Source organism: Azospirillum brasilense (assembly GCF_022023855.1).
GTDB classification, from domain to species: Bacteria; Pseudomonadota; Alphaproteobacteria; order Azospirillales; family Azospirillaceae; genus Azospirillum; species Azospirillum brasilense_F.
Window position 1 is genome coordinate 1539116 of record NZ_CP059450.1, and the last position, 15405, is coordinate 1554520.

Annotated in this window: 14 protein-coding genes; 5 read left to right on the forward strand and 9 right to left on the reverse strand. The window is 69.5% G+C overall.

Annotated features, from left to right (window positions below; translation table 11 throughout):
- Positions 1 to 7: 7 nt before the first annotated feature.
- On the forward strand, positions 8 to 781 hold the full coding sequence (locus H1Q64_RS20435; RefSeq protein WP_237905372.1) for a hypothetical protein: 774 nt from the start codon (positions 8 to 10) through the stop codon (positions 779 to 781).
- Between the two features lie 193 nt (positions 782 to 974).
- On the opposite strand, the gene rpmB is transcribed toward H1Q64_RS20435, so the two are convergent.
- The 5 genes from rpmB to H1Q64_RS20460 all read right to left on the reverse strand — a co-directional run bounded on the left by rpmB (position 975) and on the right by H1Q64_RS20460 (position 5982).
- Entirely contained in the window at positions 975 to 1277 is a 303-nt protein-coding gene (rpmB, locus tag H1Q64_RS20440; protein WP_145628978.1) for a 50S ribosomal protein L28, read from the reverse strand.
- A gap of 163 nt (positions 1278 to 1440) precedes the next feature.
- Positions 1441 to 2247: a phasin family protein gene (locus H1Q64_RS20445; RefSeq protein WP_237905373.1), complete on the reverse strand. Its 807-nt coding sequence runs from the start codon at positions 2245 to 2247 to the stop codon at positions 1441 to 1443.
- A gap of 195 nt (positions 2248 to 2442) precedes the next feature.
- Positions 2443 to 3441 (reverse strand): methylmalonyl Co-A mutase-associated GTPase MeaB, encoded by a 999-nt coding sequence (gene meaB, locus H1Q64_RS20450; RefSeq protein WP_237905374.1) that lies wholly within the window; start codon positions 3439 to 3441, stop codon positions 2443 to 2445.
- Positions 3442 to 3522: 81 nt separating this feature from the next.
- A complete protein-coding gene (locus H1Q64_RS20455; RefSeq protein ID WP_237905375.1) occupies positions 3523 to 4080 on the reverse strand; it encodes a biliverdin-producing heme oxygenase in 558 nt (185 codons plus the stop codon).
- Between the two features lie 42 nt (positions 4081 to 4122).
- Entirely contained in the window at positions 4123 to 5982 is a 1860-nt protein-coding gene (locus H1Q64_RS20460) for an ABCB family ABC transporter ATP-binding protein/permease (RefSeq protein WP_419468837.1), read from the reverse strand.
- Positions 5983 to 6226: 244 nt separating this feature from the next.
- On the opposite strand from H1Q64_RS20460, the gene H1Q64_RS20465 reads away from it, so the two are divergent.
- The gene (locus tag H1Q64_RS20465; protein ID WP_237905376.1) at positions 6227 to 8284 is read left to right on the forward strand and encodes a methyl-accepting chemotaxis protein; all 2058 of its coding nucleotides are present in this window, start codon (positions 6227 to 6229) and stop codon (positions 8282 to 8284) included.
- Between the two features lie 136 nt (positions 8285 to 8420).
- On the opposite strand, the gene H1Q64_RS20470 is transcribed toward H1Q64_RS20465, so the two are convergent.
- From H1Q64_RS20470 to H1Q64_RS20480, 3 genes are all read right to left on the reverse strand, one after another.
- Positions 8421 to 8882 (reverse strand): SH3 domain-containing protein, encoded by a 462-nt coding sequence (locus H1Q64_RS20470; RefSeq protein ID WP_237905377.1) that lies wholly within the window; start codon positions 8880 to 8882, stop codon positions 8421 to 8423.
- Between the two features lie 134 nt (positions 8883 to 9016).
- Positions 9017 to 9340: an AzlD domain-containing protein gene (locus tag H1Q64_RS20475; protein WP_109069212.1), complete on the reverse strand. Its 324-nt coding sequence runs from the start codon at positions 9338 to 9340 to the stop codon at positions 9017 to 9019.
- An 11-nt stretch (positions 9341 to 9351) separates the two neighbouring features.
- Entirely contained in the window at positions 9352 to 10080 is a 729-nt protein-coding gene (locus H1Q64_RS20480) for an AzlC family ABC transporter permease (RefSeq protein WP_237905378.1), read from the reverse strand.
- A 225-nt stretch (positions 10081 to 10305) separates the two neighbouring features.
- On the opposite strand from H1Q64_RS20480, the gene H1Q64_RS20485 reads away from it, so the two are divergent.
- Both H1Q64_RS20485 and trhA read left to right on the forward strand, forming a co-directional pair.
- Entirely contained in the window at positions 10306 to 11193 is an 888-nt protein-coding gene (locus tag H1Q64_RS20485) for a phytanoyl-CoA dioxygenase family protein (RefSeq protein ID WP_237905379.1), read from the forward strand.
- Positions 11194 to 11262: 69 nt separating this feature from the next.
- Positions 11263 to 11922, forward strand: coding sequence for a PAQR family membrane homeostasis protein TrhA (gene trhA / locus H1Q64_RS20490; protein ID WP_237905380.1), 660 nt, complete (start codon positions 11263 to 11265; stop codon positions 11920 to 11922).
- A 40-nt stretch (positions 11923 to 11962) separates the two neighbouring features.
- Here the strand turns inward: trhA and clpB are convergent, their stop codons facing one another.
- Positions 11963 to 14593, reverse strand: a complete 2631-nt coding sequence (gene clpB, locus H1Q64_RS20495; RefSeq protein ID WP_237905381.1) for an ATP-dependent chaperone ClpB — start codon at positions 14591 to 14593, stop codon at positions 11963 to 11965.
- Positions 14594 to 14831: 238 nt separating this feature from the next.
- Between clpB and H1Q64_RS20500 the strand changes: the two genes are divergently transcribed.
- Positions 14832 to 15374 carry an NUDIX domain-containing protein gene (locus tag H1Q64_RS20500; protein WP_237905382.1) on the forward strand — a complete coding sequence of 181 codons (543 nt, stop codon included), beginning with the start codon at positions 14832 to 14834 and terminating at the stop codon, positions 15372 to 15374.
- Positions 15375 to 15405: the final 31 nt, after the last annotated feature.

Genomic DNA, 15405 nt, shown 5'->3' on the forward strand with positions numbered 1-15405 from the left:
AGCAGACATGCGCCACGCCGCCTTCGCGGGCCTCACCCTCGCCGCCGGGCTGCTCGCCGCCGCCGGGACGGCCCGCGCGCAGGACGACAAGCGCATGGCGCTGTCGTCGGAGTTGCCCATCAGTCTGGAGGACGCCGCCGCCATCGAGAAAGGCAGCGTCGACGTGAAGGTTCGCGCCTTCTTCGACCGGCTGAAGGGGGATGGTGGGCGCAACCGCCTGTCCTTCGACCCGGAACTCCAGGTCGGCGTGGCCAACGGCTTGGCGTTGAAGGTCAATCCCGGCTACCGCGTGGGCAACGCCGACGACGCGCAGCAGGGCGACGTCAAGCTGTCCGCCGAATACAACATCCGCGAACCGTCGCAGGGACGGCTGGGCGTCTCGGTGGAGCCGCTGGTCAGCATCCCCTACGGATCGGGGAGCAAGACGACCGAGGCTGGGATCACCGGACGCCTGACCCAGCCGCTCGGGCCCGCCGCCGGCGCGCCGCGCTTGCACGCCAACCTGTCCTGGCGGCATCTGTTCGATCCGGCTTCGGACGAGCGCGAGAACCGCTTCATCATGGCCGCCGGGATGAACGCCCCGGTCGGCCCCGCCACCGCAGTGGCCTTCGACGTGGTGCGCGAGCAATCGCGGGAGCGCGGCAAGGCCGACAATTTCGTGGAGGCCGGCGTCCGGCATCTCATCGGCGAGAACCTTGCCGTGGGGGCCGGGGTCGGCGTCGGGTTCGGTCCCGATTCGCCGCGCTACCGCCTGCTGCTGGGCGTGCAGCGGTCGTTCTAAGGCAGACCCCGGATACGACAAAACGCGCGCAAAGCCTTTCGGCGATGCGCGCGACACTCTCAACCGGGATTCGGTGCAACCGAGAGTCGGAGTCGTCCTGGTGTGGGGCGTAGCGCCCGACCGCGGAGTTTGCCGCCCCGCGGTGACGTCACCAGAATCGCCGGAAGCGCTCAGGCGCCTCCGGCGGTCAGCCTCAGGCCGCGGCGGCCTGCTGCTTGTCCTGGGCCTTGGCGATGCGGCGCTTCAGGCGGCGCGCATCCAGGCTGAGGACATCGTCCTTCGCGTCGAGCAGGAAGGCGTCGAGGCCGCCCTTGTGCTCGATCGAACGGATCGCGTTGGTGGAGATACGCAGGCGCACCATCTGACCCAGAGCGTCGCTCAGCAGCGAGGTTTCCTGCAGGTTCGGCTGGAAACGGCGGCGGGTCTTGTTGTTGGCGTGGCTGACGTTGTTGCCAAACTGCGTGCCCTTACCGGTCACGGAGCACCGACGTGCCATCGGACTGATCCTTTATTTTTGCAAATGAAACCCGGTCCCGGGCAGCATTCCGCCCGAAGGAGGCGGCGTTATAGTCGAACAAGCGCGCGCCCGTCAAGGAAGGAAGAGACGGGCGCGCGCCGATCGACGGTCCCCGGGCCGGCGGGGACCGCGATCCGGTGAATCACTCGGCGGCGGGAGCGGCGGCCTTCGGGGCGGCCTTGGCAGCCTCCGGCTTCGGCGCTTCCGCCTTGGGGGCCTCGACCTTCGGAGACTCGACCTTGGGAGGCTCGGCCTTCATGTCGACCTTCACCTCGGCCTTCTTCTCTTCAGCCTTCGGCGCTTCGACCTTGGGGGCTTCAGCCTTCGGAGTCGGGGCGGGAGCCGCCTCGACCTTCGGCGTTTCAGCCTTTACCGGCTCCGCCTTCGGAGCGGGCGCCTCGGCCTTCGGCGCGGCCTTGGGAGCGGCAGCCTTGGCCGGAGCCTTGCGGGCCGCCGGAGCTTTTTTCGGCTCCGGAGCGGGAGCCGCCTCCGCCTTCACCTCGGCCTTCTTCTCTTCGACCTTGGGGGCTTCCAACTTCGGGGCGGGAGCGGGCGCGGCGACCGGAGCGGCCTTGGGCGCCGGGGCGGCCGGCGACAGGGCCACCGGGGCGACGCCCAGCTCGGCGGCGATCTTCGAGGAGACGTCGAGGACGGTCTGCACTTGGTTGACGACCCGGGCCTGGGCGACGGTCGCCCATTCGCGCTGCACGGCGACGAGGTCCGCCGGGCTGCGCACCTTGGCGAATTCGCTGGCGAGGTGGGTCGTCTCGCCGATGCCGGCGGTCACACCGTCGAGCAGGCGGCGGCAGCCGTCCTGCATCACGCCGGCGACGCGCGTGCCGCGGGCGGCGTAGGTCTCGGCGTTCGCCTTGCCCAGCGGCGACAGAGCCAGGGGCCCCATGGTCAGGGGATTGAAGCGCTCGAAAAGATCAAGAAAGTTGGCGGCCATGTCCTAAGGTCTCCCGTTGACGACTCGACGCGGAGGCGGTGTCGGACAAGTCAACTCCGGCTCGTACCCCAGGAGACTGCGGGCAAACCTCTCGCCCAAGCGCCGCGAAGACGCTCCTTTCCCGCCCACGCCACCTTATGCACGGGAGAATCGCGGCGCAACGGAAATGTTGCGGTGCAGCATACCCGAAAGGACCTACTCCACCGCGCGCCCGAGGAACTTTTCAAGCAAAACGCGTGCAGCGGCGGTGGGGGTGATGGCGCCGCCGGTCACGCGGGATTCCAGCGCGGACAGGTCGGCGCGCACGGCGGGGTGCGCCTTGAAGGCGTCCACCAGCGTCTCGCGGATCTCGCTCCACAGCCAGGCGCGGGCCTGCTCGGCACGGCGCGTGGCGCGGACTCCGGACGCCTCGGTGATCGCCTTGTGCTCCCCGATGGTGTCCCACACCGAATCGATGCCGGCCCTGGTGATGGCCGAGCAGCTCAGCACTGGAACGCGCCAGTCGCCATGGCGCAGCAGGGTCAGGGCGTGGCGGTAGTCCGCGACGGTATGCCGCGCCGTGTTGGCAAGGTCGCCGTCCGCCTTGTTGACGACCACGAGGTCGGCCAGCTCCACGATGCCTTTCTTGATGCCCTGAAGCTCGTCGCCCCCGGCGGGCAGCAGCAGCAGCATGAACAGGTCGACCATGTCGGCCACCGCCGTCTCCGACTGGCCGACGCCCACCGTCTCCACCACGATCACGTCGAAGCCCGCCGCCTCGCAGATCAGCATGGCCTCGCGCGTGCGGCGGGCCACGCCGCCCAGCGTGGCGCCGGCCGGCGACGGGCGGATGAAGGCGTTCGGTTCGCGCGACAGGTCCACCATGCGGGTCTTGTCGCCCAGGATGGAGCCGCCGGTGCGCTGCGACGACGGGTCGATGGCCAGCACCGCCACCTTGTGCCCCCGCGCGATGACGTACTGCCCGAACGCCTCGATGAAGGTCGACTTGCCCACCCCCGGCACGCCGGAAATGCCCACCCGCACGGAGTTGCCGGTGTGGGGGAGCAGCGTCTCCAGCAGGGTGTCGGCCTGGGCGCGGTGGTCGCGCCGGGTCGATTCGATCAGCGTGATGGCGCGGGCGAGCGCGCGGCGGTCACCCCGCAGCACCGCGTCGGCGAGCGCGGCGGGGGTGTTGAGGGCGGGAGCGGTGGTCATGCAGGGAACCTAGCGGGCGCGGCGGGCGCGGTGAAGCCCCCGCGTCGATCCGCTGCGTCGATCCGCCGGCTTCGATGGGCGTCACGCCGTCTTCGGCACCAGTCCGTCCAGCCAGACCTCCAGCGCGGCGAACAGGGCGACCGCCGCGGCGCAGGCCGTCTGCGTCGACTCGGGCGCGTCCAGCTCGCTTTCCAGCTGGGCGAGCAACGCCTTCCACCGGCCGGCCATGTCGATCCCGGCCGAGGCCAGGAAACGCGCCCCGCGCGTGGCGTCGAAGCCCAGCGCGCGGGTGACGTTGGGCAGCATCGCCCGCCCGCCATGGGCGGAGCCGTCCAGCACGTAGCGCGCCGCCAGCCGCGCCGGCAGGCCGTCCAGCGCCGGCAGCGCCCCAGCCACCGGCAGGGAATCCGCGTCCACCCCCAGATCGGCCAGATCGGCGCGCAGCAGGCCCAGCCGTTCGGCTCCCTCGCCCAGCGCCCGCTCGATGGGGGCGTTGAAGCCGTGCAGGGCGATCAGGGCGTCGCGGTACTCGTCCGCCGTGATCGACGGGCTGGTCAGCGGGCGCAGGACCGCCGCGCGGTCCAGCCGCTCATGAATGTCGCGGGTCGCCTCGCGCAGCGCCTGCCGTACCGGTCCCAAAGGGATGCTCCGTCGTGATGATGGGATGAAGTGGGAAAGGGCTCAGGTGGGAGCGAGGACTTCCGGAACCGGTTCCGGCCCCTGGGAGGATTCCTGTTGCCGCGCCCACAATGCGGCATAGGCGCCGCCGCGCGACAGCAGTTCCATGTGGCGTCCCCGTTCGATCACACGCCCGGCCTCCATCACCAGGATCTCGTCGGCGTCGATCACGGTGGACAGGCGATGGGCGATGACCAGTGTGGTCCGGCCACGGCTGACCTCGCGCAGGTTCGCCTGTATCTCCCGCTCGGTGTGGGTGTCGAGCGCCGAGGTCGCCTCGTCGAACAGCAGGATCGCCGGGTTCTTCAGGATGGTGCGGGCGATGGCGACGCGCTGCTTCTCGCCGCCGGACAGCTTCAGCCCGCGTTCCCCCACCGTGGTCTCGTAGCCGTCGGGCAGCGCCATGATGAAGTTGTGGATGTGGGCCAGCCGCGCCGCCTGCTCGACCTCCGCCGGGCTGGCGCCGGGGCGGCCGTAGGCGATGTTGTAATAGACCGTATCGTTGAACAGCACCGTGTCCTGCGGGACGATGCCGATGGCGCCGCGCAGCGATTGCTGGGTCACCTCCCGGATGTCCCGCCCGTCGATCAGGATGCCGCCGCCCGACACGTCGTAGAAGCGGAACAGCAGCCGGCCGATGGTCGATTTGCCCGCCCCGGACGGGCCGACGATGGCCACCGTCCGCCCGGCGGGCACGGTGAAGCTGACCCCCTTGAGGATCGGCCGCCGCGGGTCGTAGCCGAACTCCACCCCGTCGAAGCTCAGCTCGCCTCCCGTGATGGCCAGCGGGGGAGCGCCCGGCCGGTCGGCCACCTCGCGGTCCACCGACAGCAGAGTCACCATGGATTCCACATCGATCAGCGCCTGCTTGATCTCGCGGTACACCACCCCGAAGAAGTTCAGCGGCTGGTAGAGCTGGAGCAGGTAGGTGTTCACCAGCACGAAGTCGCCCAGCGTCATCGTGCCGTTGACGATGCCGCGCGCCGCCATGCCCATGACCACCGCCAGACCCAGCGAGATGATCGCCGACTGGCCGATGTTCAGCAGCGACAGGCTGCGCTGGCTCTTGACCGCTGCCTGCTCGTAGGAGGCCAGCGCCTGGTCGTAGCGCCGGGCCTCGTGCCCCTCGTTGCCGAAATACTTGACGGTCTCGTAGTTCAGCAGGCTGTCCACCGCCTTGGTGTTGGCCTTGTTGTCGGTCTCGTTCATGGCGCGGCGGAACTGGATGCGCCATTCCGACACGAAGAAGGTGTAGGCGATGTAGCTTCCCACCGTGGCGAAGGTCGCCAGCGCGAACCAGCCGTCGAACATCCGCCACAGGATCACGCAGACCAGCGTGATCTCGACCAGCGTCGGCACGATGGAGAACAGGGCGTAGCGCAGCAGCGTCTCGATGGCGCGGGTGCCGCGCTCCAGCGAGCGGGTCAGGCCGCCGGTCTGCCGCTCCAGATGGAAGCGCAGCGACAGGGCGTGCAGATGCTGGAAGACCGACAGGGCAACCTTGCGGATGGTGCGCTGGGCGACGTTGGCGAACACCGCGTCGCGCAGCTCCGCAAAGACCAGCGACATCACGCGCGCCAGGCCATAGGCGACGATCAGCCCCAGCGGGATGGTCACCAGCGCCCCAGCGTCCCCCGGCGACAGGGCGTCGACCGCCCGCTTGTAGAAGAGCGGCACCCAGACGTTCGCCACCTTGGCGCCGACCAGCAGGACCAGCGCGACCACGACGCGCAGCTTCGTCTCGAAGGAGTCCCGCGGCCACAGGTAGGGGACGAGCGAGCGCAGCGCCGCCATGTCGCCGGTGCTGGACGCGGCCTCCGCGTAGGAGGGGGCCGGGCTGGGGTTGCTGGTGCGGCGGCGCATGGAAAGGTCCGGGAGAAGGGTCGGTTGGGAAAAGCGGCTGCCCTAACCTAGGGCCACTTGCGGCGCCAACCAAGGAAGACGGGCCGTGCGCCGGCTGCATGGCGGTCCGCCGGAGGGTTTCCACACGGCTTACGGGAATCGATCTCCGAAAAATTGCACGCGGACGAATGGATAAAACCGTATTAGACTTATTGTCTATCTCCGTTGGCGAGGGCTGCGGAGCGATTGCCGCATAGGGCCGAACGTGCTGAAAAATCTCTCCCTGACCGCCAAACTGTCCCTGCTGAACGTGCTGGGGCTGTTCATCCTGGCCATCGTGCTGACGCTGGCATCCAGCCAGGTGCTGAGCGACCGCAGCGCCGCTTCCGCGCAGGAGCAGCGGGAGCGCAGCATGGCGCTGGCCCACATGCTGCTGAAGCAGAACGGCGCCGACTACAGCCTGCGCGACGGCGCGCTTTACGTCGGATCGGTGCGGATCGACGGCGACACCCGCATGGTCGACCAGATCCGCGAACTGACCGGCGGTGCGGCCACGGTGTTCCGCGGCGACACCCGCGTCGCCACCACCGTGCAGAACCCCGACGGCAGCCGGGCCAACGGCACGAAGCTGGGCGCCGGGCCGGTCTTCGACAGCGTCATCACGCAGCGCAAGCCCTACCGCGGCGAGGCCGACATCCTGGGCGAGCGCTACTTCACCTCATACGACCCGCTGCTCGACGCCTCCGGCTCGGTGGTCGGCGTGCTGTTCGTCGGGCTGAAGCGGGCCGACGTGATGAGGGTGGTGGACGAGGTGGAGCGCACCATCCTGGTGGTGGCGCCGCTGGTCACGCTGGCCTTCGGTCTGGTCAGCTTCTTCCTGGTCCGCCGCCAGATGGGCGCGGTGCGGGCGATGAGCGCGACCATGCACGACCTGGCCGCCGACAAGCTGGACGTCGCCGTTCCCGGCCTCGACCGCGGCGACGAGATCGGGCAGATGGCCCAGGCGGTGCAGGTGTTCAAGGACAACGCCATCCAGAAGAAGGCGATGGACGAGGCCGAGCGCGCCCGCCTGGAGGCCGAACGCCGCGCCGACGAGGCGCAGCGCGCCCGCGAGACGGCAATCGGCGAGGAGATCGCCGCGCTGATCGACGGCGTGTCGCAGGGCGACCTGTCGCGCCGCCTCGATCTGACCGGCAAGGACGGCTTCTACAAGACCATGTCGGCGGGCATCAACCGCCTGACCGACACGGTGGAGGCGGTCATCGCCGACCTCGGCGCGGTGCTCAGCGCGCTTGCCCAGGGCGACCTCAACAAGCGGGTGCAGCGCGATTACGAGGGGGCCTTCCAGACGCTGAAGACCGATGTCAACGCCACCTCCGCCAAGCTGTCGGAGATCGTCGGCCAGATCACCCAGGCGGCGGACACCATCGCCTCGGCGGCGGGCGAGGTCTCCATCGGCTCCTCCGACCTCGCGGAGCGGACGGAGCAGCAGGCCTCCTCGCTGGAGGAGACGGCGGCGAGCATGGAGGAGCTGGGCGCCACGGTGCGTTCCAACGCCGACAACGCCCAGCGCGCCAACGGCATGGCCGCCGACGCCCGCACCGCCGCGGAGTCGGGTGGGACGGTGGCGGACTCGGCCATCGACGCGATGAAGCGCATCGAGGCGTCGAGCCGCAAGATCACCGACATCATCGGGGTGATCGACGAGATCGCCTTCCAGACCAACCTGCTGGCGCTGAACGCGGCGGTGGAGGCGGCGCGGGCCGGCGACGCCGGGCGCGGCTTCGCCGTGGTGGCCCAGGAGGTGCGCAACCTCGCCCAGCGCTCCGCCCAGGCGTCCAAGGAGATCAAGGGGCTGATCCTCGACAGCGACGCCCAGGTGAAGGACGGGGTGGAGCTGGTCAAGAAGGCCGGCGACGCGCTGGAGGGCATCGTGTCGGGCGTCCAGCAGGTCGCCGGGCTGATCGCCGAGATGGCCTCCGCCTCCTCGGAGCAGGCGGCGGCGCTCGACGAGATCAACGCCACCGTCTCGCAGATGGACGAGATGACCCAGAAGAACGCTGCGCTCGTCGAGGAAACCACCGCCGCCGCGCAGGCCATGGCCGGTCAGGCCAACGACCTGAAGGGGCTGATCGGCTTCTTCAAGCTGGACCCGCGGGCCGTGCCGGTCGCCGCTCCGACCACCGTTGCGGCTCCGCGGCACGTCATCCCGGCGCCACGCCCGGCCCGCGCTGCGACCAAACCGGCGGCCCGCGCGGTGGCCCATTCGGGCGCCGCGCTCAAGCGCAACGTCAGCGAGGACGACGACTGGAAGGAGTTCTGAGGGGAGGGGCGGCCTTACCCCCACCCCGGCCCTCCCCCGCTAACGCAGGGGAGGGAGATGATTGCGCAGCGGCGGCAGTCCCCTCCCCTGCGCAGCGGGGGAGGGTTAGGGTGGGGGCAAGCCCTACCCCCCCGCCTCAATTCGCGATCGGCGTTGCCTCGATCTTGCGGCGCGGCGCGGCCTTGATCGAGGGGCCGGCGTTGTCCTCCGGCTTGGCGACGGTGGTGCTGGTCCCACGAGCGGTCTGGACGGGCGCGCTGCCGCGCAGGCGCAGCAGATGCATTCGCACATAGGCGGTCGAGCCAACCGCCTGCACCGCCACCCAGTCGGTGCCGCGGGCGCGGCCCAGAACCTTCAAAGGCTGGCCGGGCGGGAAGGTGGCGATGATGGGCGCGCCGTTGCTCGGCTGCGACCGCAGCGCGGTGGTCTTGTCGGTTTCCCACTCGCCGGAGACGGCATCGAGCCCAGCCGGGGAGGCGCTGGCGGTCCCCTGCACCACGGGCGCGCGGTTGGTCCGCTCGCCCGTCTGGCAGGCGGTCAGCATCACCGCGCAGGTCACGGCGAGGGAGACGGGAACGAGGCGCAGGCGTCTGGTCATCACGGACTCTGTCGGGTAGCCCTTTCGATCGGGCGACCATACAGGATGCGCCCCCACCCGCGCCACCGCGCCGCGGCAGAACGGCTATGCACTGTTTGTGGCAGGAAAGTGGCGCCAGCCTTTACGCCCACCCCCTAGGCGAGGACGCCCAGCTGCCAGGCGAAGAAGACGCCCAGCGCCACGGCGATCGTGAGAAGCTGCTTGCCCGTCACCACGCAGGCGAGCACGGCGGCCAGCGCGCCGACCAGCTGCGGGTTCCTCCAGGTCAGCTCCAGCCCCTCCCCGTTGGGAGACAGGATCATCGGCACGATGATGGCGGTCAGCACCGTCACCGGGACGAAGCCCAGCGCCTGCTTCAGCAGCGGCGGGAAGACCACCCGGTCGCCCAGCACGAACAGCGCCGCCTTCACGAAGACGGTGACCGCCGCCATACCCAGGATCATGACGGTGTTGGTCAGGACGGTCCCGGTCATGCCGCCTCCTCCTCCCGCCGCCCGGCCTCCAGCCCGCCGGAGCGCCAGCGCTGCAAGGCCATCCCCACCGCCACCCCGGCCACCACGGCTGCCATCAGCCCCAGCTTGTAGGGCACGTCCTGTCCCAGATAGGCCACGGCGCCCGCCGCCACCGCCGCCGCGAAGTTGGACAGGCTGGCGAGCTGGGGGACGACGATGGCGATGAAGGTGGCGACCATCGCGAAGTCCAGGCCCAGCGACTGGAGCTGCGGGAAGGCCGCGCCGAACAGCAGGCCGACCAGGGTCCAGAACTGCCAGTTCGCGTACATCGAAAGGCAGGAGCCCAGGAAGTACCAATGCCCGAGCGGCGCCCGCGGATGCCGGGCGTAATAGCCGGCCATCACCGCGAAGGTCTCGTCCGTCAGGAAGAAACCCAGCGTCCAGCGCCAGCGCGCCGGCAGATGGGCGACGTGCGGCAGCAGCGTGGCGGCGTAGAGGGCGTGCCGCAGGTTCACGATCAGGGTGGTCAGCCAGATCACCGCCAGCCCGGCGTGCCCAGCCACCAGACCCAGCGCGATGAACTGGCTGGACCCCGCATAGACCGACAGGGACATGAGCTGCCCCTGCCACGCCGCCAGCGGCCCGGCGGCCACCAGCGTGCCGAAGATCACCCCGAAGGGCGCCGCGCCGATGACCATCGGCAGGGTGTCGCGGGCGCCGGCGGCAAAGCTGGATCGTCTGGTCATGATCGCTCTGATGCGTCTTCTTGAACCGTTCCTTGGAACAGCGTCGGGTCGCGGACCATAGCGCTGCGACCGGCGCCCCGCCCGCCTTTTATTGTCCGGGAGACAAGTCCATCCACCCCACCCCGCGCAAAATGCCGCATGCGAACGAGCGATGAAAATTTCCCGTAATTAGGGTACTTATTCGTGATTTTCGCACCTGCCGCATCTGCCGGGGAGCCCGTTCGCGTGAAGGTACCGTTCAACAACAAGGCACGTTGGATCGACGACGTTGTCTGGCATCAGATCCCGCGTCTGAAGATCGAGCCGCGGCGCAAGCTCGCCGCGTCGCTGGTCGCGCCCTTCCGGCCCCGCACCCCCGGCTTCGCGCCGTCCGAACAGGCGTTGAGCCTCAAAACCCAGTTGGAGACGCGCGGCTACACCGACGCCTTCCGCCTGATGACCGACGAGCAGGTCGCGGCGATGCGGCGCTATTTCGAGGAGCAGCCCTGCTTCGATGGCGGCCACCGGCAATATGGCTCCTTCACCATCGACAAGGTGCCGTCACCGGATATCCAGATGGCCCGCTATGTGGAGGAGCAGTTCCTGGCCGCGCCCCACCTGCTGGACACCATCAACCACCCGCTCGTCCTGGAGGTCGCGGAGGCGTTCCACGGCTGCAAGCCGACCATCGACGGCATGTCGGTGTGGTGGTCGCTGGCCCGGCCCAACCCGCGGATCAGCACCCAGAACTACCACCGGGACTACAACCAGGTCCGTCATTTCAAGATGTTCCTGTACCTGACGGACACCGACATGGGCGGCGGGCCGCACATCTACGTCCCGGCCTCCCAGCACGGGCAGGAACTTCTGGAGCGGCGCAATCATTCCGATGCCGAGGTCGAGGCGGTCTACGGCGCGTCGGCGCCCGTCGCGCTGACCGGACGGGCGGGCGACTGCTTCCTGGCCGACAACATCGGGATGCACAAGGCTCTCCAGCCGACGCACAGCGACCGGCTGATCGTCGTCACCGAATACACGCTGCTGCGCAACCGCTTCGGCCCGCTCCAGCCGGTGCTGCCGAATCCGGACCACCGTTACGACCCCTACGTCAACCGGGTCTATCTGCGGAGTTAACGATTCCGATGGGGCTGGTGTGCCGGGGGAGGGCTTTCCATCCGCCCGGCTTTCCGGCACGCTGGTCCCATGAAACCCGATTCCTGCTTCGAGTTTCCCGTCCACACGGCGGGGGAACGTGCGGCGGACGCGGTCATCCACGCCATCGGCGTGATCGCCGGCCTGATCGGCGCGTCCTGGCTGCTGGTCGTGACGGCGGGCCATGCCTCCGCGACCGAGATGATGTCGCTGGTCGCCTACGGCGCCGGTCTGGTCGGCATGCTGAGCGCGTCGGCCGCCTACAACATGTCCCCGCCGGGCCGGCGCAAGGCGGTGCTGCGGCGGGTCGACCACGCGATGATCTATGTGATGATCGCCGGCAGCTACACCCCCTTCACCCTGAACCGTCTGGACGGCGCCGCGGGAATCCCGCTGGGCGTCGCGGTGTGGGTGGTGGCGCTGGGCGGGGTGGCGCTGAAGCTGTTCGCCTCCTGGCGGTACGAACGGCTGGGCTTCGTGCTCTATCTCGGGCTCGGCTGGGCCATCCTGTCGGTGGCCGAACCGCTGTGGCGGTCGCTGTCGCCGACCACGCTGCTTCTGCTGGCGGTCGGCGGGGTGGTCTACACGGTAGGGGCCTTCATCCACACGCTGGACCGCCTGCCCTACAACATCCCGGTCTGGCACGCGCTGGTCGTGGTGGCGGCCTCCTGCCACTTCGCCGCGGTGGCGCGGGAATTCGCGGTAACGTGACGAACGAGGGGCCTCGCGAAAGGCCCCCCCGCCTGCATCATCAATGCACCATCGTCACCGGCTGGGTCGCCGCGCTGCGCACCTGGGCGGAGACGGGCAGGCCGTTGATGGTCAACTCGCCGCCTTCCGCCCCCACCTTGACCGTCTGGCCGTCGGCGACGCGGCCCTCCAGGATCATGGTGGCCAGCGGGTTCTGAAGCTCCCGCTGGATCACCCGCTTCAGCGGGCGCGCGCCGTAGACCGGGTCGTAGCCGGCCTCGGCCAGCCACTGCGTCGCCGCCTCGTCCACCTCCAGCGTGATGTCGCGGTCGGCCAGCATGCGGACCAGCCGGCCGAGCTGGATCGTCACGATCCCGCCCATATGGCTGCGGTCCAGGCGGTGGAACAGCAGGATCTCGTCCAGCCGGTTCAGGAACTCCGGCCGGAAGTGGGCGCGCACCACCTCCATCACCTCGTCGCGCACGGCGCCGCTGTCCTGGCCTTCCGGCTGGGCCGCCAGCACCTCGGAGCCGAGGTTCGAGGTCATGATGATGACCACGTTGCGAAAATCCACCGTCCGCCCCTGCCCGTCGGTCAGGCGCCCGTCGTCGAGCACCTGGAGCAGCACGTTGAAGACGTCCGGGTGGGCCTTCTCGACCTCGTCGAACAGGACGACCTGATAGGGCCGGCGGCGCACCGCCTCGGTCAGCGCCCCGCCCTCCTCATAGCCGACATAGCCCGGAGGCGCGCCGATCATGCGGGCGACCGAGTGCTTCTCCATGTATTCCGACATGTCGAGCCGGACCATCGCCGTCTCGTCGTCGAACAGGAACTCGGCCAGCGCCTTGGTCAGCTCGGTCTTGCCGACGCCGGTGGGCCCAAGGAACAGGAAGGAGCCGATCGGCCGGTTGGGGTCCTGCAGGCCGGCGCGGGCGCGGCGGACGGCGTTGGAGACCGCCACGATGGCCTCGTCCTGCCCGATCACGCGGGTCTTCAGGCGGGTCTCCATCGCCAGCAGCTTCTCCCGCTCGCCGGCCAGCATCTTGTCCACCGGCACGCCGGTCCAGCGGCTGACCACGGCGGCGATGTCGCTGTCGCGCACCTCCTCGTTCAGCATGCGGTTGGCGGCGTGGGCCTCCGCCTCCTTCAGACGCTTCTCCAGGTCGGGGATGACGCCGTAGGCCAGCTCGCCGGCCCGGCCCCAGTTGCCGTCGCGCTGGGCCTGCTCCAGCTCGGTGCGGGCCTTCTCCAGGTCCTCCTTAATCTTCTGGGCGCCCTGGAGCTGGTCCTTCTCGGCCTGCCACTTGGCGGTCAGCTCGGCGGATTCCTGCTCCAGGTCGGCCAACTCGCCTTCCAGGTTGGCGAGCCGGGCGCGCGAGGCCTCGTCGGATTCACGCTTCAGCGCCTCCCGCTCGATCTTGAGCTGGATGATGCGGCGGTCCAGCTCGTCGATGGTCTCCGGTTTGCTGTCCACGGCCATGCGCAGGCGGCTGGCCGCCTCGTCGATCAAATCGATGGCCTTGTCGGGCAGGAAGCGGTCGGTGATGTAGCGGTTCGACAGGGTCGCCGCCGACACGATGGCGCCGTCGGTGATGCGCACGCCGTGGTGCACCTCGTAGCGCTCCTTCAGGCCGCGCAGGATGGAGATGGTGTCCTCCACCGTCGGCTCCGGCACGAAGACCGGCTGGAAGCGCCGGGCCAGTGCCGCGTCCTTCTCGATGTGCTTGCGGTACTCGTCCAGCGTGGTGGCGCCGACGCAGTGCAGCTCGCCGCGCGCCAGCGCCGGCTTCAGCATGTTGGAGGCGTCCATGGCGCCATCCGCCTTGCCGGCGCCGACCAGCGTGTGCAACTCGTCGATGAAGACGATGATCTCGCCCGCCGCCGCCTGGATCTCCTGGAGCACGGCCTTCAGCCGCTCCTCGAACTCGCCGCGGTATTTGGCGCCGGCCACCATGCCGGCGAGGTCGAGCGACAGCAGCTTCTTGTTCTTCAGCCCTTCCGGCACGTCGCCCTTGACGATGCGCTGGGCGAGGCCCTCGACGATGGCGGTCTTGCCAACGCCCGGCTCGCCGATCAGGACGGGGTTGTTCTTGGTGCGGCGGGCCAGCACCTGGATGGTGCGGCGGATTTCCTCGTCGCGCCCGATGACGGGGTCGAGCTTGCCCTCGCGCGCCGACTCGGTCAGGTCGCGGGCGTATTTCTTCAGCGCGTCATAGCCCTGCTCGGCGCTGGCGGTGTCGGCGGTGCGGCCCTTGCGCACCTCGTTGATCGCGGTGTTCAGCGCCTGCGGGGTGACACCCGCACGCTTCAGCACCGCGGCGGACGGCGTGCCGTCGGCCATGGCGAGCGCCAGCAGGATGCGCTCCGCCGTGACGTAGCTGTCGCCGGCCTTCTTGGCGACCGTCTCGGCCTGCTCGAACACGCGGGACAGTTCCGGCGTCAGGTACACCTGCCCGGCCCCGGCGCCCTCCACCTTGGGCTGCTTGTCCAACTCGGCGTCCACGCCCGACAGCGCCAGGGCGGGGTCGCCGCCGGCTGCACGGATCAGGTTGGCGGCCAAGCCTTCCTTGTCGTCCAGAAGGGTCTTCAGCAGATGTTCCGGCGTCAGCCGCTGGTGGCCGCGCCGCAGGGCCAGGGTCTGCGCCGCCTGCACGAAGCCACGGCTGCGCTCGGTGTATTTCTCGAAGTCCATGTTGTGCTCCCTTCATCGCCGACCGTCCGCGAGGCAGCCCGGTCAGTCCGATCCACGTTACCAGTGCGATCCGCAAGGATGCATGCGTCGCCGTAGATGTGGGAGAGGCCCATCCGTATGCAAGACCCCCCGGTACGCGTGGTTATTGCTTTTGTCGGACCCGCGCCGAAAGGGTGGCTTTCCGCGGCCCGCCGGAAAGGGCTAGGGTTTGGCGCCAATGCCACGGACTCCCGCCTTCATGACGGCCACGCCCACCAGCACTCCGCGCGACCCTTCGCCCAAGGCCCTGCGGCCCGCCCTGACCACCCCCCTGATGCGGCTGGCTTGGCACGGCCGCAACATGTGGCATTGGGTGGCGCGACCGCTGACCATGGGGGTGCGGGGGATCATCCTGGACGACTCGGACCCTGGGGGCGGCACGGCCTCGGTCCTGCTGATCCGCCACAGCTATGTCGGCGGCTGGCATTTTCCGGGCGGCGGAGTCGGAAAAGGGGAGTCCCTGGTGGAGGCCATGCGCCGCGAGGTGCGGGAGGAGGTCGGGTTGACCGTCGAGAGCGGCCCGCAGCCCTTCGGCGTCTACGCCCGCTTCCGGCACGGGGCGAGCGACCATGTGGCGGTCTTCGTCGCGCGCGGATGGTCGGGAACGCTCCAGGCCGACGGGGTGGAGATCCTGGAGGCGCGCTTCTTCCCGCTGGACCGGTTGCCGGAGGACACCTCCCCCGCGACGCGGCGGCGAATTGCCGAGTTCCAGGGTCGGGAGCCTTTGGCCGAGCGCTGGTGACGGTTTTCGATTGCGACGGTTGACAGAAGCG